Source organism: Rhizobium sp. B230/85 (assembly GCF_019355735.1).
Lineage (GTDB): Bacteria > Pseudomonadota > Alphaproteobacteria > Rhizobiales > Rhizobiaceae > Rhizobium > Rhizobium rhododendri.
Genome location: NZ_CP072157.1, coordinates 957,285 through 984,077, shown reverse-complemented (window position 1 = coordinate 984,077; position 26,793 = coordinate 957,285). Strand labels below are relative to the sequence as shown.

The 26,793-nt window shown below is 60.9% G+C and carries 25 protein-coding genes and 1 riboswitch; of the genes, 9 read left to right on the top strand and 16 right to left on the bottom strand.

The window, feature by feature from the left end:
- Nucleotides 1-111 precede the first annotated feature (111 nt).
- From J5289_RS22595 to J5289_RS22580, 4 genes are all read left to right on the top strand, one after another.
- Entirely contained in the window at nt 112-1,224 is a 1,113-nt protein-coding gene (locus J5289_RS22595) for an ABC transporter substrate-binding protein (RefSeq protein WP_209207210.1), read from the top strand.
- A gap of 7 nt (nt 1,225-1,231) precedes the next feature.
- A complete protein-coding gene (locus J5289_RS22590) occupies nt 1,232-2,137 on the top strand; it encodes an ABC transporter permease subunit (RefSeq protein WP_247750718.1) in 906 nt (301 codons plus the stop codon).
- Nucleotide 2,138: 1 nt separating this feature from the next.
- A complete protein-coding gene (locus J5289_RS22585) occupies nt 2,139-2,888 on the top strand; it encodes an ABC transporter permease (RefSeq protein ID WP_209207211.1) in 750 nt (249 codons plus the stop codon).
- A 162-nt stretch (nt 2,889-3,050) separates the two neighbouring features.
- A complete protein-coding gene (locus J5289_RS22580) occupies nt 3,051-3,455 on the top strand; it encodes a host attachment protein (RefSeq protein WP_209207212.1) in 405 nt (134 codons plus the stop codon).
- Nucleotides 3,456-3,548: 93 nt separating this feature from the next.
- Here the strand turns inward: J5289_RS22580 and glpK are convergent, their stop codons facing one another.
- From glpK to J5289_RS22505, 15 genes are all read right to left on the bottom strand, one after another.
- Nucleotides 3,549-5,042, bottom strand: coding sequence for a glycerol kinase GlpK (gene glpK / locus J5289_RS22575; RefSeq protein ID WP_209207213.1), 1,494 nt, complete (start codon nt 5,040-5,042; stop codon nt 3,549-3,551).
- A gap of 141 nt (nt 5,043-5,183) precedes the next feature.
- Complete coding sequence (locus J5289_RS22570; RefSeq protein ID WP_142831407.1) at nt 5,184-6,908, bottom strand: ABC transporter substrate-binding protein; 1,725 nt, start codon at nt 6,906-6,908, stop codon at nt 5,184-5,186.
- 75 nt (nt 6,909-6,983) lie between these two features.
- Nucleotides 6,984-7,271, bottom strand: coding sequence for a DUF2160 domain-containing protein (locus J5289_RS22565; protein WP_142831408.1), 288 nt, complete (start codon nt 7,269-7,271; stop codon nt 6,984-6,986).
- A gap of 2 nt (nt 7,272-7,273) precedes the next feature.
- The gene (locus J5289_RS22560) at nt 7,274-8,122 is read right to left on the bottom strand and encodes a carbohydrate ABC transporter permease (RefSeq protein ID WP_224128692.1); all 849 of its coding nucleotides are present in this window, start codon (nt 8,120-8,122) and stop codon (nt 7,274-7,276) included.
- 1 nt (nt 8,123) lies between these two features.
- Nucleotides 8,124-8,990 (bottom strand): carbohydrate ABC transporter permease, encoded by an 867-nt coding sequence (locus tag J5289_RS22555; protein ID WP_142831409.1) that lies wholly within the window; start codon nt 8,988-8,990, stop codon nt 8,124-8,126.
- Nucleotides 8,987-10,063, bottom strand: coding sequence for an ABC transporter ATP-binding protein (locus J5289_RS22550; RefSeq protein ID WP_209207214.1), 1,077 nt, complete (start codon nt 10,061-10,063; stop codon nt 8,987-8,989). Before J5289_RS22550 ends, J5289_RS22555 begins: the two co-directional genes overlap by 4 nt.
- 10 nt (nt 10,064-10,073) lie before the next feature.
- Nucleotides 10,074-11,150 carry an ABC transporter ATP-binding protein gene (locus J5289_RS22545; RefSeq protein ID WP_209207215.1) on the bottom strand — a complete coding sequence of 359 codons (1,077 nt, stop codon included), beginning with the start codon at nt 11,148-11,150 and terminating at the stop codon, nt 10,074-10,076.
- A 58-nt stretch (nt 11,151-11,208) separates the two neighbouring features.
- On the bottom strand, nt 11,209-12,705 hold the full coding sequence (gene glpD, locus J5289_RS22540; protein WP_247750719.1) for a glycerol-3-phosphate dehydrogenase: 1,497 nt from the start codon (nt 12,703-12,705) through the stop codon (nt 11,209-11,211).
- Between the two features lie 122 nt (nt 12,706-12,827).
- Nucleotides 12,828-13,598, bottom strand: a complete 771-nt coding sequence (locus J5289_RS22535) for a DeoR/GlpR family DNA-binding transcription regulator (RefSeq protein WP_142831413.1) — start codon at nt 13,596-13,598, stop codon at nt 12,828-12,830.
- A 111-nt stretch (nt 13,599-13,709) separates the two neighbouring features.
- Nucleotides 13,710-14,792, bottom strand: a complete 1,083-nt coding sequence (locus tag J5289_RS22530) for a DUF2218 domain-containing protein (RefSeq protein WP_209207217.1) — start codon at nt 14,790-14,792, stop codon at nt 13,710-13,712.
- Nucleotides 14,789-15,640, bottom strand: a complete 852-nt coding sequence (locus tag J5289_RS22525) for an ABC transporter ATP-binding protein (protein ID WP_209207218.1) — start codon at nt 15,638-15,640, stop codon at nt 14,789-14,791. Before J5289_RS22525 ends, J5289_RS22530 begins: the two co-directional genes overlap by 4 nt.
- Nucleotides 15,637-16,680, bottom strand: coding sequence for an iron chelate uptake ABC transporter family permease subunit (locus J5289_RS22520; protein WP_257625456.1), 1,044 nt, complete (start codon nt 16,678-16,680; stop codon nt 15,637-15,639). The genes J5289_RS22525 and J5289_RS22520 overlap by 4 nt, the downstream gene beginning before the upstream one ends.
- Nucleotides 16,677-17,720, bottom strand: a complete 1,044-nt coding sequence (locus J5289_RS22515) for an iron chelate uptake ABC transporter family permease subunit (protein WP_209207219.1) — start codon at nt 17,718-17,720, stop codon at nt 16,677-16,679. The genes J5289_RS22520 and J5289_RS22515 overlap by 4 nt, the downstream gene beginning before the upstream one ends.
- A complete protein-coding gene (locus J5289_RS22510; protein ID WP_209207220.1) occupies nt 17,720-18,733 on the bottom strand; it encodes an ABC transporter substrate-binding protein in 1,014 nt (337 codons plus the stop codon). The genes J5289_RS22515 and J5289_RS22510 overlap by 1 nt, the downstream gene beginning before the upstream one ends.
- A 51-nt stretch (nt 18,734-18,784) precedes the next feature.
- Nucleotides 18,785-20,941, bottom strand: coding sequence for a TonB-dependent siderophore receptor (locus tag J5289_RS22505; protein ID WP_247750720.1), 2,157 nt, complete (start codon nt 20,939-20,941; stop codon nt 18,785-18,787).
- A 115-nt stretch (nt 20,942-21,056) separates the two neighbouring features.
- Between J5289_RS22505 and J5289_RS29470 the strand changes: the two genes are divergently transcribed.
- Nucleotides 21,057-21,191, top strand: coding sequence for a hypothetical protein (locus J5289_RS29470; RefSeq protein ID WP_257625455.1), 135 nt, complete (start codon nt 21,057-21,059; stop codon nt 21,189-21,191).
- A 45-nt stretch (nt 21,192-21,236) separates the two neighbouring features.
- Here J5289_RS29470 and J5289_RS22500 read toward each other — a convergent pair whose 3' ends face one another.
- On the bottom strand, nt 21,237-22,058 hold the full coding sequence (locus tag J5289_RS22500; protein WP_142831418.1) for a phosphodiesterase: 822 nt from the start codon (nt 22,056-22,058) through the stop codon (nt 21,237-21,239).
- Between the two features lie 251 nt (nt 22,059-22,309).
- Nucleotides 22,310-22,538, top strand: a riboswitch (cobalamin riboswitch).
- A gap of 180 nt (nt 22,539-22,718) precedes the next feature.
- Here J5289_RS22500 and J5289_RS22495 point away from each other — a divergent pair.
- The 4 genes from J5289_RS22495 to J5289_RS22480 all read left to right on the top strand — a co-directional run bounded on the left by J5289_RS22495 (nt 22,719) and on the right by J5289_RS22480 (nt 26,772).
- A complete protein-coding gene (locus J5289_RS22495; RefSeq protein ID WP_209207221.1) occupies nt 22,719-23,735 on the top strand; it encodes an ABC transporter substrate-binding protein in 1,017 nt (338 codons plus the stop codon).
- Nucleotides 23,732-24,775, top strand: a complete 1,044-nt coding sequence (locus tag J5289_RS22490) for an iron ABC transporter permease (protein ID WP_142831420.1) — start codon at nt 23,732-23,734, stop codon at nt 24,773-24,775. The genes J5289_RS22495 and J5289_RS22490 overlap by 4 nt, the downstream gene beginning before the upstream one ends.
- Complete coding sequence (locus tag J5289_RS22485; RefSeq protein WP_209187977.1) at nt 24,772-25,536, top strand: ABC transporter ATP-binding protein; 765 nt, start codon at nt 24,772-24,774, stop codon at nt 25,534-25,536. The genes J5289_RS22490 and J5289_RS22485 overlap by 4 nt, the downstream gene beginning before the upstream one ends.
- A 168-nt stretch (nt 25,537-25,704) precedes the next feature.
- A complete protein-coding gene (locus tag J5289_RS22480; protein WP_142831422.1) occupies nt 25,705-26,772 on the top strand; it encodes a glycosyltransferase family 2 protein in 1,068 nt (355 codons plus the stop codon).
- The last annotated feature ends 21 nt before the right edge of the window (nt 26,773-26,793 follow it).

Below are 26,793 nucleotides of genomic sequence, written 5' to 3'. Positions count from 1 at the left end.
TTAAATCTGTCAATTGCCTGTCACTGACGATGCCTATTGGCAAATCGCCACAAGCTTTCGACGGCTCTCCCAAACGGCCATCAGGCGATACGCAACCCGAAGGATTTTTCGATGAATTCGTTTCACATCAATCGCAGGACTTTATTGCAGGCGGGCTCGGCGGCGCTCGGCGCATCGCTGCTCAACCTCGGCCCGCTGCGTGCCGAAGCTGCGACCATGCCGGACGGCCTCGTTGCTGCCGCCAAGAAAGAAGGCGCGCTGAACGTCGTAGCCCTGTCGCCGAACTGGGTCTTCGGCAAGATGATGACCGACTTCTCAAAGCTCTACGGGATCGAGGTGAATGCCGCCAACCCGGAGGGTTCGTCGGCCGAGGAACTGCAGGCCGTTCGCAGCCTGAAAGGCCAGGATCGCGGGCCGGACACGCTCGATCTGGCGCCGTCCTTCGCGTTGCAAGCCGTCACCGACAATCTGCTGCAGCCCTACAAGGTCGCCACCTGGAACGATATTCCCTCGGAGGTTAAAAACCCCGATGGCCTCTGGCAGGGCTGCTACTACGGCATCATCTCCTTTGCCGTGAACAAGAGCGTCGTCAAGACCGTGCCGCGTAGCTGGGCTGACCTCCTGAAGCCGGAATACAAGGGCATGGTGTCCATGGGCGGCAGCCCCGTCCGGGCTGGCGATTCCTTCGCGGCCGTGATGGCGGCGGCTCTTGCCAACGGTGGCAGCTTCGACGATATCGCGCCCGGCGTGGAGTTTTTTGGCAAGCTTGCCGCTGCCGGCAACTACAATCCGATACAGAGCGACAAGGGCACCATGATGAGCGGCCAGACGCCGATCGCGCTGCGCTGGGACTACCTCAACCTGACGATTCGCGACGACGAAGCCGGCAAGGTCGATTTCGAAGTCGTCGTTCCCAATGATGGCGCGCCGTTCGGCAACTATTATTGCGAGGCGATCAGCGCCTATGCGCCGCACCCGAACGCCGCCAAACTGTGGCAGGAATATCTGTACAGCGATGAAGGCCAACTGGGCTTTCTTGCGGGCCACGCCCATCCGATCCGCTTTGCCAAGATGCTCGACGCCGGAGTGCTGCCCGCCGCGCTGCTGGCCAAGCTGCCATCTCCGGAAGCCTACAAGAGCGTGCGTTTTGCGAGCCAGGCGCAGATCGATGCCGCAAAGAAGGTTGTCGCCGACATGTGGCCCAAGACCGTGAAGACCAATTAAGCCAGGCATGGTGCAGCCCTCCGACCCCGCCAAGAGACGGTCACGCTCCGGGCACGGCGTCGGTGCGATGCTCAGGCAGTGGGGCCTACCGGTCCTGCTGGTGGCACCATTCCTGCTGTTCTCACTGGCATTCATGGTGGCGCCCACGCTCATGCTTGTCGTCCAGTCAGTCAGCACCCGCACCGGCTTCACGCTGGAATACATCGTTGCTTTGGGTGGCGAGACATTTCGTCTCGCCACCTATAATTCGATCGTGCTCTCCGTTGCGTCAGCAGCGGTTGGCGTCACTTGTGGCGGCGCCATTGCGGCGACCGTCATTCATCGCGATGCCCACCCGGCGCTCGGTGCCATCGCCTCGAGTTTCAGCGCAGTTGCGGCAAACTTCGCCGGCGTCCCGCTCGCCTTCGCATTCATTTCCAGCCTTGGCATGTTCGGCCTTCTCACCCGGGCGCTGAAGGTCTTAGGCATCGATATCTATGCCGCCGGCTTTAGCCTGTTCTCGTTGACCGGATTGACGATCGTCTATGCCTATTTCCAGATCCCTCTTATGATCATCATCATCATGCCGGCCTTGCAAGCCCTTCGCCGCGAATGGGCGGAGGCGGCAGAAAGCCTTGGCGCAACGCCTTGGCAATATGGGCGCCTGGTCGTCCTGCCAATCCTCGCCCCGTCGCTGATATCGGCATTTATCCTGCTGTTTGGATCAGCCTTCTCCGGCTATGCCACCGCCTATGCTCTGACCTCCGGCAATCTCGTGCTGCTGACCACGGAAATCGGTAATGTGCTGTCCGGCGATGTCATGAATTCGCCCCAGACCGGAGCGGCGCTCTCCGTCGCCATGATCGTGACGATGGCGGTCGTCGTTGCGACGAGTAACCTGCTGATGCGCCGCGCCCGGCGCCGGGGAATGTGAGATGAACGCCGGTAAGATGCTGCGTCGGCTTATCCTCGTTCTCGCGGCGACATATTTCGTGCTGCCGTTGGCGATGACTGCGATCTTCAGCCTTTGGGAAGGCGGCACCGCCTATGGTGTATCCGCCTATGCCGCCGTCTTCAGCCACAAGGCCCTGCTGCAACCGTTGATCCTGTCGCTGGAACTGGGGGTGGCAACGATAGCAGCGATCTACATCATCCTTGCACCCGCAGTCATCGCCGCACATCTCTACATGCCGCGCATGCGCGGGGTTATAGAGTTCGTGGCGATCCTACCCTTCGTGGTGCCGGCCATTGCTCTTGTCGGCGGTCTTTCGATGCTGGTTACGGGGCCGATGTGGCTAATCGGCTCGCCGTTCTATCTTGTCATTCCCTACTTCTTCCTGGCGTTGCCTTTCGCATTCCGTGCGCTCGATGTCGGCCTTGCGGCGCTCGATATCCGGACCTTGAAGGAAGCTGCGGAAAGCCTTGGGGCCGGCGGGCTGACGACGATCCGGCTGGTCGTGGTTCCCGGCATAGGCGCGGCAATCGTCAACTGTGCGCTGCTGACATTCACTGTCGTCATCGGAGAATTCACGGTCGCCAACATACTGCTGTTTCCAACCTTTCCGGTGGCGATCAATGAGGTCGGCAAAAGCTCGCCGACCCAGGCCGCCGCCCTTTCGATGATCAGCTTCGTGCTCACATGGCTGGCAATGCTGGTCATGATGGCATTTGGCCGGAAGACCTGAGCTGCGGGCCGGCGCCGACAGTCCGGCGCATTGAAAACACAGAGACAAGCACCATCCGAAGCCACGCCCGGGCGGAACAGATAAGCGCTCGAGGGGTTATTAGAGCAGCTGATATCAGTCGGCCAAACCGGCGAAATGCCACTTTGTGAATGGAAATCAGATATGCAAATTCCTCAGCACACCGTCATTGCCGTCGCCGACGGCGAAAAGCTCAACCTCTTCCAGAATGAAGGCGACGCGGCCAACGTCAAGCTGAAGGCAATTCCTGACGAGGCCGTCGACAGCTCTAAGATAGGCTCCGGCAGCCGCCACTCGAGCAGTTCTGCCAACCCCGACGACAGCCAGCAGGACGAAGACGGTTTTGGAGCCGGTGTCGCCGATCTTCTCAACAGAAAGGTGCTGGCGGGCAAGATCAAGAACCTCGTCGTGATTGCAGCGCCTCGTACGCTCGGCGAACTGCGCAAGGGCTACCACAAGACGGTATCCGACGTGCTGATCGGCGAACTCGCCAAGGACCTTACGGGTCATTCGATGCAGGACATCGAAAAGGCCTTGGCTGCAGCTTAACTGGAGCAAAACGAATGTTTGAGTTGCACCGGCCCGTCGCGGCCGGTGTATTTTTTTGGGCGTACCGCACTGAGACTGGGCTCTATGTGAAGTCTACCCACCCGTTAGCGTGCGTGACACCGCATCGCGCCAGCCGGCGATCTTTGCCTGGCGATTGCTTTCGCTCATCGATGGCTCGAAACGCCGGTCGCAATTCCAGCGTTCGGCGAACTCCTTCTGGTCTGGCCAGACCTTGGCCCTGTGGCCGGCAAGCCAGGCGGCACCGAGTGCGGTTGTTTCCAGTATGGCGGCGCGGTCGACTGACGTCGAAATGATGTCGGCAAGGCGCTGCATCGTCCAGTCGGAGGCTGCCATGCCCCCATCGACGCGCAGCACTGTCTCGACATCGTGGCTGCCCCAGTCGCGTTTCATCGCGAAAAGCAGGTCCATCGTCTGGTAGGCAACCGCTTCCAGCACGGCGCGGGCGATTTCGGCGGGGCCGCTGTTGCGTGTAAGGCCGAAGATCGCGCCGCGCGCCTCGGCATCCCAGTAGGGCGCGCCAAGACCGGTGAAGGCCGGCACGATGTAGACTTGCTGCTCTTCATCGGCAGCATCGGCAAGCTCGCCAGCCTCGGATGCCTTGCCGATGATCCCCAACCCGTCCCTCAACCACTGCACGGCAGCGCCGGCGATGAAGATCGAGCCCTCAAGGGCATAGGTGGTCACGCCGTCGAGACGATAGGCGATCGTCGTCAGCATGCGGTGGGACGAATTGACCCTTTCCACGCCTGTATTCAACAGCGCGAAACAGCCGGTGCCATAGGTCGATTTCATCATGCCCGGTACAAAACACGCGTTGCCGATGGTCGCCGCCTGCTGGTCGCCGGCAACGCCAAGGATCGGGATCGCTGCGCCGAACAGATCTGGCGTCGTTTCACCGAAATCGTCGGCGCAATCCCTGACGTCCGGCAGCAGAGAAGGGGGTATCCCCAGGATGGCGAGAAGTTCTTCGTCCCAACGATTATCGGTAATATTGTAAAGCAAGGTCCGGCATGCGTTGGTCGCATCGGTCAAATGCCTCTTGCCGCCGGTCAGTTTGTAGATCAGCCATGTATCGATGGTGCCGAAGCAGACAGAGCCGGCCTCCGCCTTGTCTCTTAACCCATCGACATTCTCGAGCAGCCAGCGCAATTTCGTGCCGGAAAAATAGGGATCGAGCAGAAGTCCGGTCTTGGCGGAAAACAACTTCTCGTACCCGTCCGCCCTGAGGCTTTCGCAGATCTCGGCCGTGCGACGGTCCTGCCAGACAATGGCCGGGTGCAGTGGTGCACCCGTGTCGCGGTCCCAGACGACCGTCGTCTCGCGCTGGTTGGTGATACCGATGGCGGCGATGTCGGCGGCTCCAAGCTTCGCCTTCTCCAAAGCCTCGCGAACAACGTCGACCACGGTTTGCCAGATCTCCTGCGAATCGTGTTCGACCCAGCGCGGCTGCGGATAAGACTGGGTAATTTCCCGCTGCGCCGAGGCGACCATTTTCATCTCTCCATCGAAAACGATAGCCCGAGACGATGTCGTTCCCTGGTCGATTGCGAGAACATAGCTACTCATTCATGCGCTCCGATAAGGCAGAAAGCTGCGATCCCGCCGGTCGGCAGGCTGTTAGTGGGATGGTTTTGCGGGCAAAGGCCGCCGGGTGAACCGGCGGCCAAGGGGTGGCTCAGGCCATCGGGCCCGAGCCTGTAGATCCGGCTACTTGGACTGCCAGCTCTTCACCAGTTCGTCGTAGTTGACGGTCTGCGGCTTTTCCTTCTCCTCGGCAATCTTCAGCTGAGGCGCAAGGTTGCCCTTGGAGACGGCATCCTTGTTCCAGTAGGCCAGATCATGCTCTTCGGCGAGTTTGGGGCCGATATCGCCCTGGACCTTGGACCGCTCGATGCGCTCCATGACCTTTTCCTGGGCTTCGCAAAGCGAATCCATCGCCGCCTGGGCCGTCTTGGCACCGGATGCCGCATCGCCGACTGCCTGCCACCAGAGCTGGGCAAGTTTCGGATAATCCGGAACGTTGGTGCCTGTTGGCGACCATTGCACGCGGGCCGGCGAGCGATAGAACTCGATCAGGCCGCCAAGCTTGGGAGCGCGCTCGGTGAAGCTCTTGTCGCGGATGGTCGACTCGCGGATGAAGGTCAGGCCGACATGGCTCTTCTTGACGTCGACCGTCTTCGAAGTGACGAACTGGGCGTAGAGCCAGGCAGCCTTGGCGCGGTCGGTCGGTGTCGATTTCATCAGCGTCCAAGATCCGACGTCTTGGTAGCCGAGCTTCATGCCGTTCTTCCAGTAGACGCCATGCGGGCTTGGAGCCATGCGCCATTTCGGCGTGCCGTCGTCGTTCATGACCGGCAGGCCGGGTTTGACCATGTCGGCTGTGAACGCCGTGTACCAGAAGATCTGCTGGGCGATATTGCCCTGTGCCGGCACGGGTCCGGATTCGGAGAAGGTCATGCCTTGCGATTCCTGCGGGGCATAGGCCTTGATCCAGTCGAGATATTTCTGGATCGAGTAGACGGCGGCAGGACCATTGGTATCGCCACCGCGCGCAACGCAGGAGCCGACCGGACGGGACTTCTCGTCGACCTTGATGCCCCATTCGTCGACGGGAAGGCCGTTCGGCAATCCCTTGTCACCGTTGCCGGCCATGGAAAGCCAGGCGTCGGTGAAGCGCCAGCCGAGCGACGGGTCCTTCTTGCCATAGTCCATATGGCCGAAGACCTTCTTGCCACCGACATCGCGGCCGGTGAAGAATTCGGCAATATCCTCATAGGCAGACCAGTTGACGGGCACCCCGAGCTCGTAGCCGTACTTGGCCTTGAAATCGGCCTTGTTCTTCGGATCGTTGAACCAATCGTAGCGGAACCAGTAGAGGTTGGCGAACTGCTGGTCGGGAAGCTGGTAGAGCTTCTTGTCAGGAGCGGTGGTGAAGGATGTACCGATGAAGTCCTTGAGGTCGAGACCGGGATTGGTCACGTCCTTTCCTTCGCCGGCCATCCAGTCGGTCAGGTTGCGGACCTGCTGGTAGCGCCAGTGGGTGCCGATCAGGTCGGAGTCGTTTACCCAGCCGTCATAAAGGTTCTGGCCGGTCTGCATCTGCGTCTGGATCTTCTCGACGACGTCGCCTTCCTGGATGACGTCGTGGGTGACCTTGATGCCGGTGATGGCGGTAAAGGCCGGTGCCAGCACCTGCGATTCATACTGGTGGGTGGTCAGGGATTCCGAGACGACCTTAATTTCCATGCCTTTGAAGGGCTTGGCGGCGTCGATGAACCACTGCATTTCCTTTTCCTGCTCTGCCGGCGACAGCGTCGACATGTCGCCGATTTCCTTGCCGAGAAAGGTCTTTGCCTCCTCCATTCCCGCATAGGCAGTCCCAGTTACGGCCAGCAACAAGGCTGCCGTTGTCGTCAGTAGATGCGTTCGCATGATATCCTCCCGAATTGCGATTGCAGTTGTGTCAGTCCCGGAGCGCCGGATATCGGCGACCCGTATCGACTTGCCTCAGACGAAGCGGAATACGCCGACGGCGTAGGCAACGGAGAGAGCAAGAGCCCACCACAGGTTGGGTCCGACAAGACCCAGCCATGCGAGATGAATGAATGCGGAACCGAGCAGCGACACGAAGAACCGGTCGCCGCGGGTGGTTTCGAAATGAAGAATGCCGACGCGCGGATTTCCGCCCGGCGAGACATATTCCCAAAGCCCCATGCCCAGCAGCAGGACGAGTATCACCACGAAGAAAATGATCGTCGGCGGCGTCCATGCCATCCAGCTGAAATCGAGATTCATGATCATACCCTCCCGAGGGCAAAGCCCTTGGCGATGTAATTTCGAACGAAATAGATGACGAGCGCCCCTGGGATTAGCGTCAGCACGCCGGCCGCCGCCAGCAATCCCCAGTCCATACCGGCTGCCGAGACGGTTCTGGTCATCGTCGCGGCGATCGGCTTGGCGTCGGTCGTCGTCAGCGTCCGGGCGAGGAGCAACTCGACCCAGGAGAACATGAAGCAGAAGAACGCAGCGACCCCGATGCCGCTGGCGATCAGCGGAATGAAGATCTTCACGAAGAAGCGCGGGAAGGAATAGCCGTCGATATAAGACATCTCATCGATCTCCTTCGGCACGCCGGACATGAAACCCTCGAGAATCCAAACCGCCAGCGGCACGTTGAAGAGGCAATGGGCGAGAGCGACGGCGATATGCGTATCGATCAGGCCAAAGGCCGAGTAGAGCTGGAAGAACGGCAGGGCAAAGACCGCCGGCGGTGCCATGCGGTTGGTCAGCAGCCAGAAGAACAGGTGCTTGTCGCCAAGGAAACGGTAGCGCGAGAAGGCATAGGCGGCCGGCAGGGCAGCGGCAACCGAGATCACCATGTTCATTACCACATAGATGATCGAGTTGATGTAGCCGGAATACCAGGCGCTGTCGGTAAAGATGATGACGTAGTTGTGCAGCGTCGGGGCGTGGGGATAGAGCGTCATCGAGGAAACGATTTCCTCGTTGGTCTTGAAGCTCATATTGACCAGCCAGTAGATCGGCAGCAGCAGGCAGAGGATGTAGATCGTCGGGATCAGGAAGCCGAAGCGCGATCCCTCTGCCTTGAGGACCGGATTGGCGGATGGAGCGTGAGCGATAGCCATATCAGGTCTCCGCGTCGTAGCTGGTCATCACGGTGTAGAACACCCATGAGAGCAGCAGGATGATCAGGAAGTAGATGATCGACATGGCCGCAGCCGGGCCAAGATCGAACTGTCCGAGCGCGGTCTTCACCAGATCGATTGACAGGAACGTGGTCGAGTTGCCAGGTCCGCCGCCGGTGACGACGAAAGGCTCGGTGTAGATCATGAAGCTGTCCATGAAGCGCAGCAGGATGGCGATGGTCAGCACCCGCTTCATCTTCGGCAGCTGAATGTAACGGAACACGGCCATGCGGGACGCGCCATCGATCTTGGCGGCCTGGTAGAAAGCATCCGGAATGGACACCAGACCGGCATAGCACAGAAGCACAACGAGGCTCGTCCAGTGCCAGACATCCATGACGATAACGGTCAGCCAGGCATCGAGGGGATTGCGGACGTAGTTATAGTCGATACCCATGGAATTGAGCGTATGCCCAAGCAACCCGATATCGCCACGCCCAAACACCTGCCAGATCGTGCCGACGACGTTCCAGGGAATGAGCAGCGGCAGCGCCATTAGTACCAGGCAGACGGGGACCCCGAGACCCTTCTTCGGCATGTTCAGCGCGATGAAGATGCCGAGCGGAATTTCGAGCGCGAGGATGATGAAAGAGAACACCAGGTTGCGCTCGAGCGCGGACCAGAAGCGGTCGGACTTCAACGTCTGGACGAACCAGTCGGTACCGGCCCAGAAGAACTGGTTGTTGCCGAACGTATCCTGGACCGAATAATTGACCACCGTCATCAGCGGGATCACCGCCGAAAAGGCCACCAGCACCAGCACCGGCATGACGAGGAACCAGGCCTTGTTGTTCCATGGCTTGTTCATGCCCGATCCTCCCGGCCGACACGCCAGGAATCGGCGTAGATACTGATGGCGGTGGGATCAAAGGTGATCCGTGGCTCCGATGGGATCTCGCCGTCTTCGGGAACGATGATGGCAATTGGCTGGCCCGCAAACTCGGCGCGGACGATTTTCTGACGGCCGATATCCTCGACCTTGCTGATCGTCACCGGCATGCCGTCGCGGTCGATGCGGATGAATTCGGGGCGAATGCCAAGCTCGGTCTTGGCCGCCTTTCCGGTGTCCGGCGCATAGCCGAGCGCCAGGGTCTGGTCGCCGACATGCACTGAGCTGCCTTCGACGCGTGCCGCCATGACGTTCATGCCGGGCGAGCCGATGAAATAGCCGACGAAGGTGTGACTTGGTCGCTCGAACAGCTCGGCCGGCGTACCGATCTGGACGATCTGTCCGTCGTACATGACCACGACCTTGTCTGCGAAGGTGAGCGCCTCCGTCTGGTCATGGGTCACATAGACCATGGTGTAGCCGAACTGCTTGTGCAGCAGTTTCAGTTGCGAGCGCAGCTGCCATTTCATGTGCGGGTCGATGACAGTCAGCGGCTCGTCGAACAGGATCGCGCTGACATCGTTGCGCACAAGGCCACGTCCGAGCGAAATCTTCTGCTTCTGGTCGGCGGTGAGGCCGCTGGCCTTGCGGTTCGCCCAGCTCGATAGATCGATCATGTCGAGCGTCTCGCGGACCCGAAGATCGACGTCGGCTTCAGCCACGCCCCTGTTGCGCAGCGGAAATGCCAGGTTGTCGTAGACCGTCATGGTGTCGTAGACGACCGGAAACTGGAAAACCTGGGCAATGTTGCGCTCCTGCGTCGGCAGATCGGTGACGTCCCTGCCGTCGAACAGGATGCGGCCATGGGACGGGCGCAGAAGGCCCGAAATGATGTTGAGCAAGGTCGTCTTGCCGCAGCCGGAGGGTCCCAGCAGCGCATAGGCGCCACCGTCCCGCCACTCGTGGTGGACTTCGCGCAGCGCATAATCCTTGTCTGTCGCCGGGTTCGGCGCATAGGCATGGCGGATGTGATCGAGCGTGATGCGTGCCATTTCCGGTCTCCTATCCGTTCGCCGCGCGGGCAATCGACTGCCCTGCGGTATCGAAGGCCATCAGGTGGCGGGTATCGACGAACAGGTCGACGATGGTGTCGGGATCGATATCGTGGATGCCATGTTCCAGCATCACCCAGCGCGAGCCTGCCGCCTCCACGTGGATAAAGCTTTCGGAGCCGGCGATTTCGGAGATGATCACCCGCGCCTTGAGGGCTGCCGAAGTTTCATGCCGCCTCGCGACAGACAGATGGTGAGGCTGGAAGGCTATGACGCATGGACCTTCCGGCACGCCGGCGAGGTGGTCCGGCAGCTGCAGGATCGTTTCTCCGTCGCGCTGCAGCGCATTACCGGCGCGCACCAGTGCGATCGTATTCAGTGGCGGATCGGCGAAGGTCCGGGCGGTGACGAGGTCGGCAGGGTTGCGATAGACGTCGATGGTTGGACCGAACTGGCTTATGCGCCCTTCGCTGAGCGACGCGGTGTTGCCGCCAAGCAGCAGGGCCTCGGACGGTTCGGTCGTGGCATAAACGAAGATCGATCCCGAGGCGGCAAACAGGCGAGGCAGTTCCTCGCGCAATTCCTCGCGCAGTTTGTAGTCGAGATTGGCGAGTGGCTCGTCGAGCAGCACGAGGCGGGCGTTCTTGACGATGGCACGCGCCAGCGCCGTGCGCTGCTGCTGGCCACCGGAGAGGTTGAGCGGCAGGCGGTCGAGATAGGGCGTCAGCTTCATGAGCTCGGCGGCCTTGCGCACTTCGCGGTCCACCGTCTGCTTATCCTTGCCGGCAATCCGCATCGGCGACGCGATATTCTCGTAGACCGTCATCGCCGGATAATTGATGAACTGCTGATAGACCATGGCGACCGAGCGCTTCTGCACCGGCAGGCCGGTAACATCGACGCCATCGAAGTGAACCGTTCCCGAGGTTGGCTTGTCCAGCCCGGCCATCAGCCGCATCAGAGACGTCTTGCCGGACAAGGTCGGACCCAGCAGGACGTTCAGTGTTCCTCCCTGAAGGACAAGGCTGGAGGGGTGAATGTGATATTCACTGCCCGCCATCTTGGCCACATTTCGCAATTCCAGCATTAAATCCCCGTGCCTCCTCCAAACCAGCGGTGATATTGTCCTCGAGCGGCAAACGCTCCTAGTGCGTGATCACCCCGGCGATAAAAGTCTCAAGTTCTGCGGCCTGATCCTTCGACAGATACAGTCCCTTCTTGGTCCGGCGCCAAAGCACGTCCTCCGCGTGCCTTGCCCATTCCATGTCGATCAGCCACCGGACCTCGCATTCGAAAAGGTCGTCGCCGAAATTACGGCCGAGATCGGACGCGTTTGCTGCCTTGCCGAGCAGGAGCGCCGCGTTCGTGCCGTAGAGCCGGACAAGCCGTCGGGCATGGCGGTCGGCCAGAAACGGGTAGGAGCCCTTGAGCTTGGCAACTTCGCTCCCATAGCCCGTCGCGGCAAAGGCACCGCCGGGCAGGCTGCTGCCGGCCGTCCAGACCTTGCCCTTGACACCGATCGCATCGCCGATCTTCTCCAGCGCGTGCTCTGCAAGGCGCCTGTAGGTGGTCAGCTTGCCACCGAAGATGTTGAGCAGTTCACCGCCACCGGGCAGTTCCTCGCGCTTCAGCACATAGTCCCGCGTCGCTTCCTGCGCCTTCGAGGCGCCGTCGTCGAACAGCGGACGAACGCCGGAATAGGACCAGACGATGTCATCAGGCTTTACCGGTTCGGCAAAATATTCGCTGGCGGCGCTGCAGAGATAGTTGACCTCGCGCTGCGTGATTCGGATATCCTTCGGATCGCCCTCGAAATCCTGGTCGGTCGTGCCGATCAGGGTAAAATCCTGCTCGTAGGGGATAGCGAAGATGATGCGATTGTCAGGGTTCTGGAAGAAATAGGCGCGTGGATCGTCGAACTTCTTCCTGACGACGATGTGGCTGCCCTGGACGAGCCGTACATTGTGAACCTGGTTCTTGCCGAATGCACTGGACAGCACCTGATCTACCCAGGGGCCTGCCGCATTGACAAGCATGCGCGCCTGAAAGCTGTCGATCCTGCCTGTTGCCATATCCTGCGTCTCGACAGACCAGGCATTTTTTTCCCAACGCGCCGACCGCACGCGGGTCCGCGGCATGATCTGGGCTCCGCGATCGGCAGCATCCCGGGCGTTGAGGACGACAAGCCGCGCATCGTCGACCCATCCGTCGGAATATTCAAAGGCCTTGGTGAACAGGGATTTCAATGGCTTGCCTGCCGGATCCTTGCGCATGTCGACAACGGACGTCGCCGGAAGCAGCTTTCTGCCGCCGATATGGTCGTAGAGGAAAAGCCCGAGGCGAATGAGCCAGGCCGGGCGGATGCCGCCCTTCTGGTAGGGCAGGACGAAGCGCATCGGCCAGATAATATGCGGCGCCATGGCCCATAGGACCTCGCGCTCCATCAGCGATTCGCGAACCAGCCGGAATTCGTAATGCTCGAGATAGCGCAGGCCGCCATGGATAAGCTTGGTCGATCCGGAAGATGTGCCGGAGGCGAAATCGTTCATTTCGGCCAGCGCTACCTTGTAGCCACGGCCGGCCGCGTCGCGCGCAATGCCGCAGCCGTTGATGCCGCCGCCAATGACAAAAAGATCGAACATTCTATCCCCCACTGCCTCTCCCCCAAGAGCCAGACCTTCGCAATGCACAAATTTATTGCGCTTGCGGTACGAGATACATCTGAAACGAAAACATAACGAATGTCAAACGAAAGTTTCGCGGGTCAGCTCGCTTTTGATGTCTCGATCAGCGCGACGTTGCTGTCGTGGCAGATCGTCCGGATGGCCTCGACGGAACAGTGGTCGGTGATCAATGTCTGGACCTGCGACAGCTGTCCGATCCGCACCGGTGCCGTGCGCTCGAATTTGGTGGAATCCGCCACCAGAATGACATGCCGGGCATTGGCGATGATCGCCTGTGCCACCTTCACCTCGCGAAAATCGTAGTCGAGCAGGGCGCCGTCGGAATCGATGGCGGAGGCGCCGATGACTGCGTAATCGACCTTGAATTGCCGGATGAAATCGACGGCCGCTTCGCCGACGATGCCGCCGTCCGAAGCGCGCACAACACCACCCGCAACCACGACCTCGATTGCCGAATAGAGGCGTAACCGATTGGCCACATTGATGTTGTTGGTGATCACCATCAGCTCATGGTGGGCGATCAGGGCCTCGCTTACCGCCTCGGTCGTCGTGCCGATATTGATGAAAAGCGATGCGTTGTTGGGAATGAGTTGGGCAGCTGCGGCGCCGATCGCCTGCTTCTCGGCGGAGGCTATCTGACGGCGCTGCTCGTAGCGCACATTCGCAGTGCCGCTGGGCAGGCTGGCGCCGCCGTGCATGCGTGTCAGCATTTGCCCGTCGCAGAGATCGTTGAGATCCTTGCGTATGGTCTGCGGCGTCACATTGAACCGCGTCGCGAGATCGTCGACGAGAACGCGGCCCGTCGATTTGGCAAGAGCAACGATCTCGGTCTGGCGATCTGTCAAAAACATCGATTCATCCTTCGCTGGCATCGCGTTTGCGCGAAAGCGAACTTAACCGCAATGAAAGAGAAAACTCAAAGGCGATCTGTCGTCACGGACACGAAACCGAGCGCAAATCCATCACGGCTGATTTACCGCGTCAGGCTTTGGCTTCTCCCAGTACCACGCCGCATAAGTCAACTTGCGATCATGGCCCTTTTGCTTCAGGAGCGCGCGAATGGGGCGCATCTCGTCTCTTTCGCAGGCCACCCAGACATAGGTCTGCGCATCCGCCGCGCTGATCGCGGTCCTGACCGCGTCGCCGAACCGATAACCGGTATCACTCTTGTCATCCTTCCGGTGGAGCCAGCGCACATCCAGAGTTCCCGATGTTGGCAAGGGTTGCTCCTCGCCTGCATCCTCCACCAAGATGATGGCCTGCATCCGGATATGGGCCGGCACTTCTGCCGCGATCCGGGCGATGGCTGGAAGCGCCGTTGCGTCGCCTGCGAGGAGCATGGACGACGCCTGCGGAATTCCACCGCCGCCGGGCCCAAGAAACGCCAACTTTTGCCCCGGTCTCGCCTTGCGCGCGAATTCGGCACCGGGCGCCGCGACATCGTGCGTGGCATGCTGCAGGAAATCGATCCATAATTCACGGCGTGCGACATCGACAGCACGGATCGTATAGACCCGTACCGCGAGTTCGTCTTCCCCCTCGGGCCAGCCGGTCCTGCCGTCCGCCAGCAGGGTCGGCCAGACCGGTATGCGTCCGTCGGGCGGCAGCAGGACACGCACATGCATGCCGCCGCCGATGAACGGTGTGAGATCCTCGCAGCTGAACTTGACCCGCCGCATATGTGGCGTGACGTCCGCGGCGGACACCACGGTTACCTCGCGCAGATCGGGCAGGATGCCGGGCGCCGGTGGCGTCGACCAGCTAAGCTCTAAAGGTTCTTCGCCGGCGAAGTAGACCAGATGCTCGGCAATGTTGTTGCAGGTCAGCTGCAGCGCCTGTTCCGTTGCGCAAGCGAGTTCTATGAGCAGGCGGCTGTCCTTTAGGCGGATGGCGACAAGTGCCGTTTCGCTTCTCAGCAGCGCCAGATTGCCCGTCCGCTCGACGCTCGAATGCTCGACGAAATGCTCGCAGATCTCATCCAGCATGCTTGCGGCATCGTGCGGAATTGCGACGCCGTTCAACTTGAACTCCCGCGCAATGCTCATGCGATATGCTCGTTGTCTGCAGCGGGGCCGGGGATGTCGGCGACCGGCCGGGCTTGCGCTGCCGAGTGGCGCCCGCGCGGCACGATCATTGGGGTTCCCGTCACCGGATCCGGAACGATGACGCAGGCAAGGCCGAAGACGCTTTCTATCAGTTGTTCGGTGACGATCGCTGCCGGCGTGCCTTCGGCAACGATGGCGCCGTCGCGCATCGCGATCAGGTGCGTGGCATAGCGGCAGGCATGGTTGAGATCATGCAGCACCGCAACGACGGTGCGTCCGTCGGCGTTGATTTCGGCCAACAGGTCGAGCAGGTCGATCTGGTGGGTGATATCGAGAAAGGTGGTTGGCTCGTCGAGGAGCAGGATCGGTGTCTGCTGGGCCAGAACCATGGCTAGCCAGACCCTCTGGCGTTGCCCGCCGGACAGTTCGTCGACGAGCCGGGTGGCAAGGTCGGCGACCCCTGTGGCTGACATCGCAGACGCGACGGCCTGCTGATCGGCGGCCGACCATTGGCGAAAGATCGACTGGTGCGGATAACGGCCGCGCGACACGAGGTCTTCGACGGTAATGCCGTCGGGTGCGATAGAACTCTGCGGCAAAAGCCCGAGCCGGCGCGCCACGTCCCTGGCCGGCAGACTTCCAATGCTGGCACCGTCGAGGATGATCTCCCCCTGCGTCGGCCGAAGCAGGCGCGACAAGGCCCGCAGCAATGTCGACTTGCCACAGGCATTCGGGCCGACGATAACGGTAAATGCGTTATCCGGAATGGTCACCGAGAGCTCGCGGGCGACCGTCAACTCCCGGTAGCGCAAAGTCACTGCTTCCGCGCGCAGTCTGGCCGTCGTCATTTGCGTCCCTCGCTGACTAGCACCCATATGAAATACAGGCCGCCGATATTAAACGTCATCACGCCGACCGGCAGCTGGAGGCCGAGCGCGTGCTGGGCTGCCCAATCCGAGGCGACGAGCAATACCCCGCCCATCAGCGCCGATGGTACCAGCGCCACCCCGGCCGACCGGGTCACGCGCCGCGCAAGCTGCGGCGCTGCCAGCGCGATGAATGCGATGGGGCCTGCCGCAGCCGTTGCCACCGCGATCAGGGCCACGCCGATGACGGCCAGCGCCAGCCGGACGCGATCCGGCGACACACCAGACGAAAGCGCCGCCTCGTCGCCGAGTTCGAGCTGACGGAGGGGCCTTGCCAGGGCAAGGGAGATCGGCACGAGCACTGCCAGCGCCACCGATACCGCCAGCAGGCGATCAAGGCCGAGGCCGTTCAGCGAGCCCGCCGCCCACATGGCAGCCGACATCGCGACCTGCAGGTCCGCCTTGCGGATCATCCAGACATTGGCGGCAGACAGCATGGCGGCGATGGCGACGCCGACGACGATCAGCCGAAATCCGTCGATACCCCCTCGGTAGGTCAGCATGTAGACTGCGATCGCCGTTGCCAGACCGCCGATCAGTGCGCCCGTGGCTGTCCCTAAATAGCCCTCCGACAACAGCAGCATCGCCACCAGCGCGCCGGTGTGGGCGCCGGCAGAAAAGCCGATGATATCCGGCGAACCGAGCGGATTACGCGTCAGCGACTGGAAAATAGCACCGCTGATGCCGAGCGCGGCGCCGATCAGCAGCGCAAGCAGGGCGCGGGGCAGGCGCCATTCGAGAACGATCATCTCCTGCATCTGGTCGCCCCGCCCCGAAAGGGTCCGCGCGACACCCGACATTGAAACCGCATAGTCGCCGGAAACCAGCGACAGCAGCACGAGCATGAGGCAGACAGCCAGCATGAAGGCGCAGGTGATAACACTCCGGCTGCGCAACCGCAGCGAAAGCCGCCCACGGGGCGAGCGCAGAACGATGACGCCTGGATCCGCCGCCCGCGTCACAGCCCGCTCACTTTCTGCCGCTGCACCAGGAGGATCAGGACGGGCGCGCCGATGAAGGCGGTGACGATGCCGGCTTCCAGTTCACCCGGGAGGAGAAGACGCCCGATAATGTCGGCCGACAGCAGCAGGATCGGGGCAAAGATCATCGTGCCGGCGAAAATCAGCCGCTGATCGGGGCCGAACAGCCAGCGCACGACATGCGGCGTCATCAGGCCGATGAAGCCGATCGGTCCGACCGCCGCCGTGCCACCACCGGCAAGAAGGGTCAAGGACACAGCCGCCAGGATGCGGCTGCGGACAACATGGGTGCCCAGCGCCCGGGCGGTGTCATTGCCGAGCGCTATCGAATTCATCGCCGGTGCGATGAGGCCCGCGATGCCAAGCCCGACGATAAGGAACGGCGCCACCGCAGACACCACCGCCATGTCGCGGCCGCCGAGAGCGCCGATCGACCAGAGACGCATGCTGTCGAAGCCGACCGGATCGAGCAGTACGATGGCTGATCCGAGGCCGCCAAGCAACGCATTGATCGCGACGCCTGCAAGCAGCAGCCGGACCGGGGTCGCTCCGGCGCGACTGAGCGAGCCGAGCACATAGACGATCACAGTGACAACGATGGCGCCGAGAAAGGCAAACCAGAGATAATTGCTCACCGCCTGCAGGCCGAATACGCCGGCAGCAATCGTCACGAAAAAGGCAGCGCCGGCATTGACGCCGAGTAGACCGGGATCGGCGAGCGCATTGCGCGTGATGGCCTGGATGATGGCACCGGACACACCGAAACCCGCTCCGCATAAAAGCCCCAGCAACGTGCGCGGCAAGCGATAGTCGCGGACCGCAATGTGATCTGGCAGGCGAGCGTCATAGGCCGTCAACGCATCGAAGACGGTGGAGAGAGAAACAGAACGCGCGCCGACGGCCAGGCTGACCAGGCACAGGACCACCAGCAGCAGAAAGCCCGCAACGGCAACTGCCAGCCGTTGCCGTGCTGTATGGTGCTTTCCCGCTGTGGGCTGCGAGGGGACTGTGGCAGACGGCATCACGGGGCAAGTCCGGCACGGACCGCCGAGGCTACCGATGTCCTGGGGTCGCCATCGAGTGCTGCTGCAATATCGGCCTCGAGTGCAGACAGCACGAAGGGCAACGACAGGACGCTGCCGAAAGACAGCGCGGCTGCGACCGTACCGCCCGCAAAGACTTCGCGACCCTCGGCATGGGCCTTCAGGACACGGCGCATCGGCAGGGCGGCGAGATCGGTAGCGGTTTCGGAGGACGATACCCAAAGGACGATATCCGCTTCGAGAGCGGACAGGTCTTCCGGTGAAAGTTTTTGATAGAAGCTTTTGGACCCATCGAGCAGGCGGCTGGCGGCTGTGGGGGCAAATCCGAGCTCGGTCAGGAAATGGCCGCGCGTGTCCGAAGATGCGAAAAATCCGGTCTCGCTGCCATAGTGATAGGCGGCGACAGCCGTGCGTCCGCCCCAATCCGGATGTCGCAGGCGCGCTGCCGCAAAGTCCTGGCGGGTCTTGGCAACCAGTTCGTCGGCTAGGCGATCCTTGCCGACGGCGCGACCGATCAGCCGTGTCATCTCATCCCAAGGCATGCCATAGGCCGGAAACGCCTTCGGCTGCATCAGCACGGGCGCAATGCGGGAAAGCCCGGCGTACTCTGCTTCCGATATGCCTGACCCGATGCCGACGATCAGATCCGGCTGCAAGGTAGCGACGAGTTCCAACCCGACATTGCCCTTGATGACAACGGGGCGGGCGTCCTTCAGAAAAGGCTGCGCCCATGGCCAGACGGCAAACGGCTGGTCGCCGAACCAATCGCGGATCGCAAGCGGGATGACATCGAGCGCGAGCAGGGGATCCTGGGTGAGGTAGCCCAGCGATACGACACGGGTAGCGGGCTTCGGCAGGACGGTCACGCCGAAGGCATGATCGAATTGCAGCGGCCCGTCGGCAGCGATGGCGGGTGTGTGCATCAGCTCCGGCGCCAAGAGAGCGGTTGCCAGCCCGCACAGCAGGTCGCGACGACGGGTAACGAGAGCCATGACATCCATTCCTGTGTTTTGTGGTTGCGCCGAGAGATCGTCGCGCAGGCGCTACCAGGTGTAGCGCAGGGTCGCCCGCACCGCGCGGCGGTCGCCGTAGTAGGCGGCCAGACTGTAGTCGTCGATGCTGGCCACATATTCCTTGTCGAAGATGTTGGTGGCGTTGACGGCGAGGGCAACGCCGTTCTTGAACTTGTAATTGAAAGCCGCGTCGAAGACCGTTCTTGAGGCAAGCGGCAGCGTGTTGGCATTGTCGCCGAAAGTATTGCCGACAAAGCGGGCGCCCATCCCGACGTTGATGTCACCGATCGCGCCTTTGCCGGGAATGGTATAGTCGGCCCAGAGCGTTGCCATGTGGTTGGGAACGAGTTCCGGCCGATTGCCAATCAGCCCGGTGGTCGCGTCGTCCTTGATCCGCGCGTCCCAGTACGAATAACCGGCAGTCAGGTTCAGCCGGTCGGTGAGCGCGACCTTGCTCTCGAACTCGATGCCCTTCACGTTCACCTTGCCCACCTGGTACTGGTAGGAATAGTCCGACGCCCACTGCGCCACGTTTTTCTGGGTCAGGTCGAACAGTGCCAGGGTAAACAGCGCATCCATACCCTCGGGCCGATATTTTGCACCGATTTCGTACTGTGTGCCCTCCTGAGGCTTGGGCGTGCCGAGGAAGGTCGAGCGGCTGGCTGCCAGTGGCTGGAAGGATTCCGAGTAATTGGCGTAGACCGAGAGCTCGGAGGTCGCCTTGAAGGTAAGCCCGGCGCGCTTGGAGAAATTCGTATCGACCGCGTCGTCGCGGATGCCTGAGCTCTCCGACATCGTGTCGGCGTGATCGTATCGGCCACCCAGCGTCAGGATCCAGCGGTCGTCGATCGTCAGCTGTTCCTGGAGGTATGTGCCCGCCGTTGTCAGCCTTGTCCTGGTGTCCACCGGTGCGCCGAACGAGATGCAGCGTGTGCCGCAATAGACGGGTTTGCTGTCATCGAGCACGCCACCGGCCGTCCCGTCGAGGCGACGTTCGCTATTGCTGTCGCGGCCATAATCGGCGCCCAGCAGTGTGCGGCTTTCGAATGGGCCGTAGCTGCCGTCATATTGGAGCTGGTTGTCGATCTGGAACCGCTTGCTATGGCCATAAATTGCCAATGCAGCGCGGCTCGAAGCAGGATCGGCAGCTCCGAGATAGATCTGCTGATAGGTCATGTCGAGATTGGTGTAGCGGGCATTCTGCCGGAACTCGAAACCGTTGCCGAAATCGTGGCGCAGCTGATAGCCGACATTGCGCTCGATGGTGTCGACCCTGTCGAAATCGGGCTCACCGAGATAGGTCTCGGAATCGATCCCAGACTTGTAGGGAATGGCATGGCCAGGGTTGCCGTCGCGCTTGTTGTAATCCGTCAGGATGGTGACGGAGGTGTCGGCATCCGGCGACCAGGTCAGCGCCGGCGCGACATAGACGCGATCGTCGTTGGTATGGTCGATGCCGGCATTGGCATTCTGCCATTTGCCAGTCATGCGGTAGGTCCAGATGCCATCCTTGTCGAGCGCTCCGCCGAAGTCGGTGCCGGTTTCGACATGTCCGTTCCCAACCGTTGTATAGATCTCGCCGAAGTCTTTGTCCTGCGGCACCTTGGTGAGCGCATTGACGATACCGCCGGGGCCGGAAAGGCCGAACAGCGTGGAGTTGGACCCCTTCAGCACATCGATCCGTTCCATGCCATAGGGCTCGAGGCGGCTGGCGGTAAAGGAGCCGCCGACACGCATCGGCAGCCCGTCACGGAAAGAGCCGTCGGTCGTCTGGTAGAAACCGCGGATCAAAAAGTGGTCGTAGCGGTCGTCGGAGCCGTAGATATCGGTGGAGACGCCGGGCGTGTAGGCCAGCGCCTGGTCGAGGTTGGTGACACCGCGCTCCTTCATTTCCTTGGCGGTGACGACGGAAACCGAGGCCGGCGCGTCGAGAAGCGGGGTGTCGGTCTTGCTGCTGGAGCGGGAACTCTTTGCGACAATCGTCTTGTCAATGGTGCCAGATCGGTCGCCTTGGCCCGCAATGGTGATCTTGGCGAGCGTGGTTGCTTCCGCGTCGCCTGACTGAGCGAAAACCGGGGTTGCGGCAAGCAGCGTCGAACTCGACAGAAACGCGATCATCAGACGTCCGACTGTCGTCGTAAAGGATGTGCCCACCGGCGATACAGTCGTCCTAGCCTCGCGAAACATCACGGCAGCCCCCTGCAATCAATCTATCAAATACCTGAAAAGTCTACGGAATACCGACCAACGACCATGATCAATAAGTTGACTGGTTAACTCCTGTATTGTTTGTTGACTCCCGATGTCAACTATTGCCTACAAATTTTCCGATCTTTCCACCGGTCTTGCCGAGGCGCGCGCGGCAACCGGAGGATGCGCACGTGAAAACACCAACGCTGACCTGCCGGTCAGCGTCGGTGTCATGGAAGCGGCCTAAAGACGAGGCGGCGACGCGGCATAGTCCGACGTCAGGGCATATGTCTCAGTTACCGAGTGCGTCGCTGCCCGATATCGAATGGTTGGACAGTTCGTAATCCTCGACATGAACGAGGCATCCCTGCGGTTTCAGGAAAACGATGCCGTAGGCGCCCGGTTCATCGACGGAGAGGGAAGTATCTTCCGTATCGAATACCATCGGCTGCTGATGGACCGGGCTCTTGAATACCGAGAAAGGTATACCGCGATGGGAGCCGCCAATCGTACGGTGAACATGGCCGGCGAAGATGTGGCGGACATTGCCGTATTCGGCAAGGATATCGTAAAACTCCTCGCCGTTCCGGAGCTTGATCTTGTCCATCCCGGGAAACCCGGTGTCGAGCGGTGGGTGATGCATGAAGATGTAGACGGGCCGGTCGCCGGCACCAGTGAGGTTCTGCTTCAACCAGGCAAGCCGATTGTCGCACAGCACCCCGGCATGAACGTCCGGCGAGACGTAGGGCGGTCCGCAAAGCGTATCGAGCAAAAGCATGACACCGTTTTCGGTCTCGATCCGCTGCTGGATAAAACCGTGCTCGTCACGCGGGCTTTCGGGATAGGCGGCAATGAAGTTTTCGCGGTTGTCGTGGTTTCCGACCAGCAGGTGGACGGGAATTTCGAGCGTGTCGAGCAGTTCGCGCAGTCTCGCATAGGATTGGCGACTGCCGCGGTGCGAGAGGTCACCCGTCATCACCGCAAACTCAGCATCGCGGTGATGCAGGTTGACATGATCTATCCCTCTTGAAAGGCGCTGATAGGGATCGAGGCCGATGATCGTCTCTCCCTCCAGGACCATGTGCAGGTCGGTGAATATAATAATTTTGCTCATGCGCTACTCCTGCCTGCGATTCCCGGAATGCCTTTCGTCGGGCACCTTTCCGGTACGTACATTCCAGACCCTGCACGTCGTTTGCAACAGGTTTGCGTAAGCAGTCTGTTTGTTGGCTAACGCGACAAGACACTTGACTGCCTGCATTTTACCAATAATGTAACGTTATAACATAATATAAAGCAATGATGGATTTCCGACCTGTGCGAGATTTTGCGAGACCCGCCCACCTTGACCGCCGTTGCAGGCCTGTCATAGATGCCATCGACGGTTCCCTTAGGATGACTCCAAGGGGATTAATAGGGAACACGGTGAGGGCCACCCGAATGGGACCAAGACCGTGACTGCCCCCGCAACTGTAAGCGGATTGCTGCTCATCCCAGGGCCTCAGGGCCATGTCACTGCGAAGGTTTCGCGGGAAGACAGATGATCGGCGCATATCCGCAAGTCAGGAGACCTGCCGTCAAGCGCTATCCCATGAACCCGGGCGGGGATGCCCGGAAAGGAACAGATATGTCTCATTTGAATTTTCGCCATAGCCTGGCGCATCTCCGGCTCGATTGGGCTTCCGACAGCTGACGTGGCAACCGCAGCTTGCCTCGCTGCCGCATACCTGCAGCACCAGGGCACTCGCCTTCCCATAAAATCGAGATATTTTTCATGCGTCAGTTTCTGTCCAGCATTACGCTTGCCTGCGGGCTTCTCGGCATGGCCGCCCCCGCATTCGCGGCAACGGTCTATCCGCTGTCCATAACCAATTGCGGTCAACAGGTGACCTTTGCCAGGGCGCCTTCGAAGATAGTGTCCATCGGCCAGGGGATGACGGAAGTTCTCCTGTCTCTCGGCCTTGCCGACAAGATCGTCGGCACGGCGGTCTGGGTGGGTCCCGTGCTTCCTCAATATGCACAGGCCAACAGCAAGATCAAAAGGCTGGCCGACAACGATCCGAGCTTCGAATCCGTCGTCGGACGCCAACCAGACTTGGTGGCTGCGGAATTCGAGTGGCATGTCGGACCGCAGGGTTCCGTCGGTAAGCGGGAGCAATTCTCCGACCTCGGAATAAATACCTATATCTCGCCGGCTGATTGTGTCGCCAAAGTCAATTCCGACGGCGGAGACGGGGTCCGCAAGCAGATGTTCAGCATGGATCTAGTCTATCAGGAGATCGCCCAGCTCTCCGAAGTCTTCGATATCAAGGACCGCGGCGATGCCCTGATCGCCGACCTTAGGAAACGCGAGGCCACCGCTGTGGCATCCGTGGAGGGTGCGGCCGCCAAGCACCTGCCGATCGTCTTCTGGTTCTCGAGCAAAGAGGTCAGGGGCGATGCCTTCATAGCCGGCAAGAACGGTGCCCCCGCTTATATGATGCAGGCCCTCGATGCGCGCAACGTCGTGACCACCGAGGAGGAATGGCCGCTTGTCGGCTGGGAAACAATATCCCAGGCGAACCCGGCCGTCATCGTCATCGCCACCATGGATCGCCGCCGCTATGCGGCAGACGATCCCAAGGTGAAGCTGGACTTCCTGCAGAACGATCCCGTCACCAGCGAAGTGGACGCCGTCAGGAACAAACGATTTGTGATGATGGATGCGCAGTCCATGAACCCGACGATCCGGACGATCGACGGCATCGAGGTTCTTGCAAATGGCATCAGGTCCTTCGGTCTGGCCCGGTGAGCAACAGCGCAGTCGTAACACGGCGTAGATGGTGGGCGCTTGCAGCGCTCGCCGTTGCCGCCATCGTCGTCCTCGGATTTTCGATCAGCCTTGCCGTTTCCATCGGGGAAATCTCCATCCCGCTGCAGACGACGGCAGAGGCTGTGTCGAACCGCATCTTCGGCACGGGCTTTGCAATCGACCGTATTCACCAAGGCATCGTCTGGGATTACCGTCTCAGCCGGGCACTGGTTGCAGCCAGTGCCGGAGCCTCGCTGGCGCTCTGCGGCGCCGTGCTCCAGGCCCTGCTGCGCAACCCGCTGGCCGAACCCTATGTGCTTGGCATTTCGGCAGGCGCCTCGACAGGGGCAGTTTGCATCACGATCCTCGGGCTCGGCGCAAACGTTCTCGGGCTGTCCGGCGGAGCATTCATCGGGGCCGTCGTCGCCTTTACGCTGGTGGGCATTCTGGCCTCAGGGGCAGGCGGGTCGGGCGAGCGGATCATTCTCTGCGGCGTTGCCGGATCGCAGCTGTTCAATGCCCTGACCTCCTACATCGTCACAACGTCTGCCAATGCAGAGCAGGCGCGCGGCGTGCTGTTCTGGCTGCTCGGTTCGATGAGCGGCGTGCGCTGGCCAGACGTCTATCTCTCCGCCCCCGTGACCTTGGCGGGCTTCATCGTCTGCCTCTGCCATGTCAGGGCGCTCGACGCCTTCGTCTTTGGCGCCGACGCGGCGACCTCCCTCGGCATCCCGGTGCGCCGCGTACAGATCGTACTCCTTGGCACGACCGCCGTCATGACGGCGAGCGTCGTCAGCATGGTCGGCTCGATCGGCTTCGTCGGGCTTGTCATTCCGCACGCCGCGCGCTTCCTGGTCGGGCCGTCGCACGGCCGCCTGCTGCCGGCGACCGCCCTTGGCGGCGCGATCTTCATGGTCGGAGCCGATATTGCTTCGCGCATCATCATCCCCCAGCAGATCCTGCCGATCGGCGTCGTCACGGCTCTCTTTGGAGCGCCCGCTTTTGCCGTCATCCTCTATCGTGTCCGGAGGACCCCATGAGCATATCCGTCGACGACGTCACCTATGCAGCCGGTAACACGCTCATCGTTAACGGCATCAGCCTGGCGATCGAGCAAGGCAAGGTTCTCGGTCTGCTTGGGCCGAACGGATCGGGGAAATCCAGCCTGCTGCGCCTGATCTGCCGGTTGAGGAAGGTCCGCAGCGGCATTATACGACTTGGAGAACATGATGTGGCTAGCCTGTCGCGCAGCGAGATCTCGCGACGCATAGGCTTCGTTGAGCAGCAATCGACGACCGACACGCCATTGACCGTCGCCGACGTCGTCCGCCTCGGTCGCACGCCCCACAGAGGATTGCTCTCCACCTGGAGCAGCGACGACGATGCCGCCGTCGAGATCGCGCTCGCCCGGGTCGACATGCAGGCCCGGGCAGCCCAACTATGGCAGACGCTGTCGGGCGGCGAGCGTCAAAGGGTGCACATTGCCCGCGCGCTGGCGCAGGCTCCGACGGAGTTACTACTCGACGAGCCGACCAACCATCTCGATATCCAGCACCAGCTGGATATCCTGTCGCTTGTCGCCAAACTGGATATCACCTGTATCGTCGCCCTTCACGACCTCAATCTTGCGGCCATGTTCTGCGACAGTCTCGTCGTCCTGCGAGACGGCAAGGTCGTCGCCGCCGGATCACCGGAAGACGTCCTCACCGAACACCTCATTCGCACGGTCTTCGGAGTAAAAGCGCACGTAGAAAAGTCCGCGATCCACGGCCGCTGCCACATCCAGTACCTGCTGGCCTAGGCCTCGGGCGGCGTGGCAAATGTGTGTGTGGGGCCATCACGGCCAATACACTGCGCAACATCCGAATGTCGAAGGATAGCGGTAGCCGTGATTGAGCATTTCTGCTGCTTTGCAAGAAAGTCTTGACCTTTGAAGGTTAGGCTACGCGCTGAACATTGACGAGCGCATATGACCAATATTTCACCACTCATCCTCTCAATTGTTGCACCCTGCTACAACGAGCAGGAGGGGATATCGGAATTCTGCCGTCGCTGCGTAGCGGCGGCTCGATCGGTAGCCGGTGAGGATTTCGAGATTGTTTTGGTCGATGACGGCTCCAGCGACGAAACTTGGAATATAATTGCTGCAATGACAGCACTCGTGCCCCAGATCCTTGGGGTACGCCTGATGCGTAATCATGGCCACCAGCTGGCGGCTACCGCTGGGCTCGCTGCATGCTGCGGCGAGCGTATCCTCTTGATCGATGCAGATCTGCAGGATCCGCCGGAACTGTTGTTGATGATGATGCCGATCATGGATGGTGGCGCCGATGTGGTCTACGGCCAGCGTTGTCAACGTCAGGGCGAAACGTGGTTCAAGCGTGCCTCGGCTTCGCTTTTTTACCGTCTTCTTTCCCGGCTGGCATCGGTCACGATACCGCGCGACACGGGCGACTTCCGGCTGATGCGCCGCCGGGTTGTTGATATCCTGATGGCTATGCCGGAGCGTGATCGGTTCATACGAGGCATGGTCAGCTGGATCGGCGGGCGACAAGTTGCCTTGCCCTACGAACGCGACGCACGTTTTGCCGGCGAAACCAAATATCCTCTGCGCAAAATGATCGGCTTCGCGTTGGACGCCGTGACGAGTTTTTCGACAACTCCGTTGCGTGTCAGTACTATCCTCGGGCTTGCGACTGCGGGCATTGCATTTTTGCTGCTCATCTTTTCGATCGCACGGTGGCTCTCTGGTGACACGATCGTTGGCTGGTCCAGTATCATGTGTGCCGTCACAGCTTTCAGCGCCATCCAGTTGATATGCATTGGAATTATTGGCGAATATTTGGGGCGATTGGTGCAGGAAAGCAAACGACGTCCAATGTTCATGATCGAGAGCCTGCTGCAAAATGGACGAGATCTGACGTTAACCAGCGATTTCTCAGATTTAGACGCCGCAGGAAGACGCAGGGCAATCGCGTCAGCCTTGCAGGATGGAGGCGAACAGCCGGAGAATGCAAGGGCAAGGGCCGTCCGATGAGGCCCGTCGACCTCGTTGTGG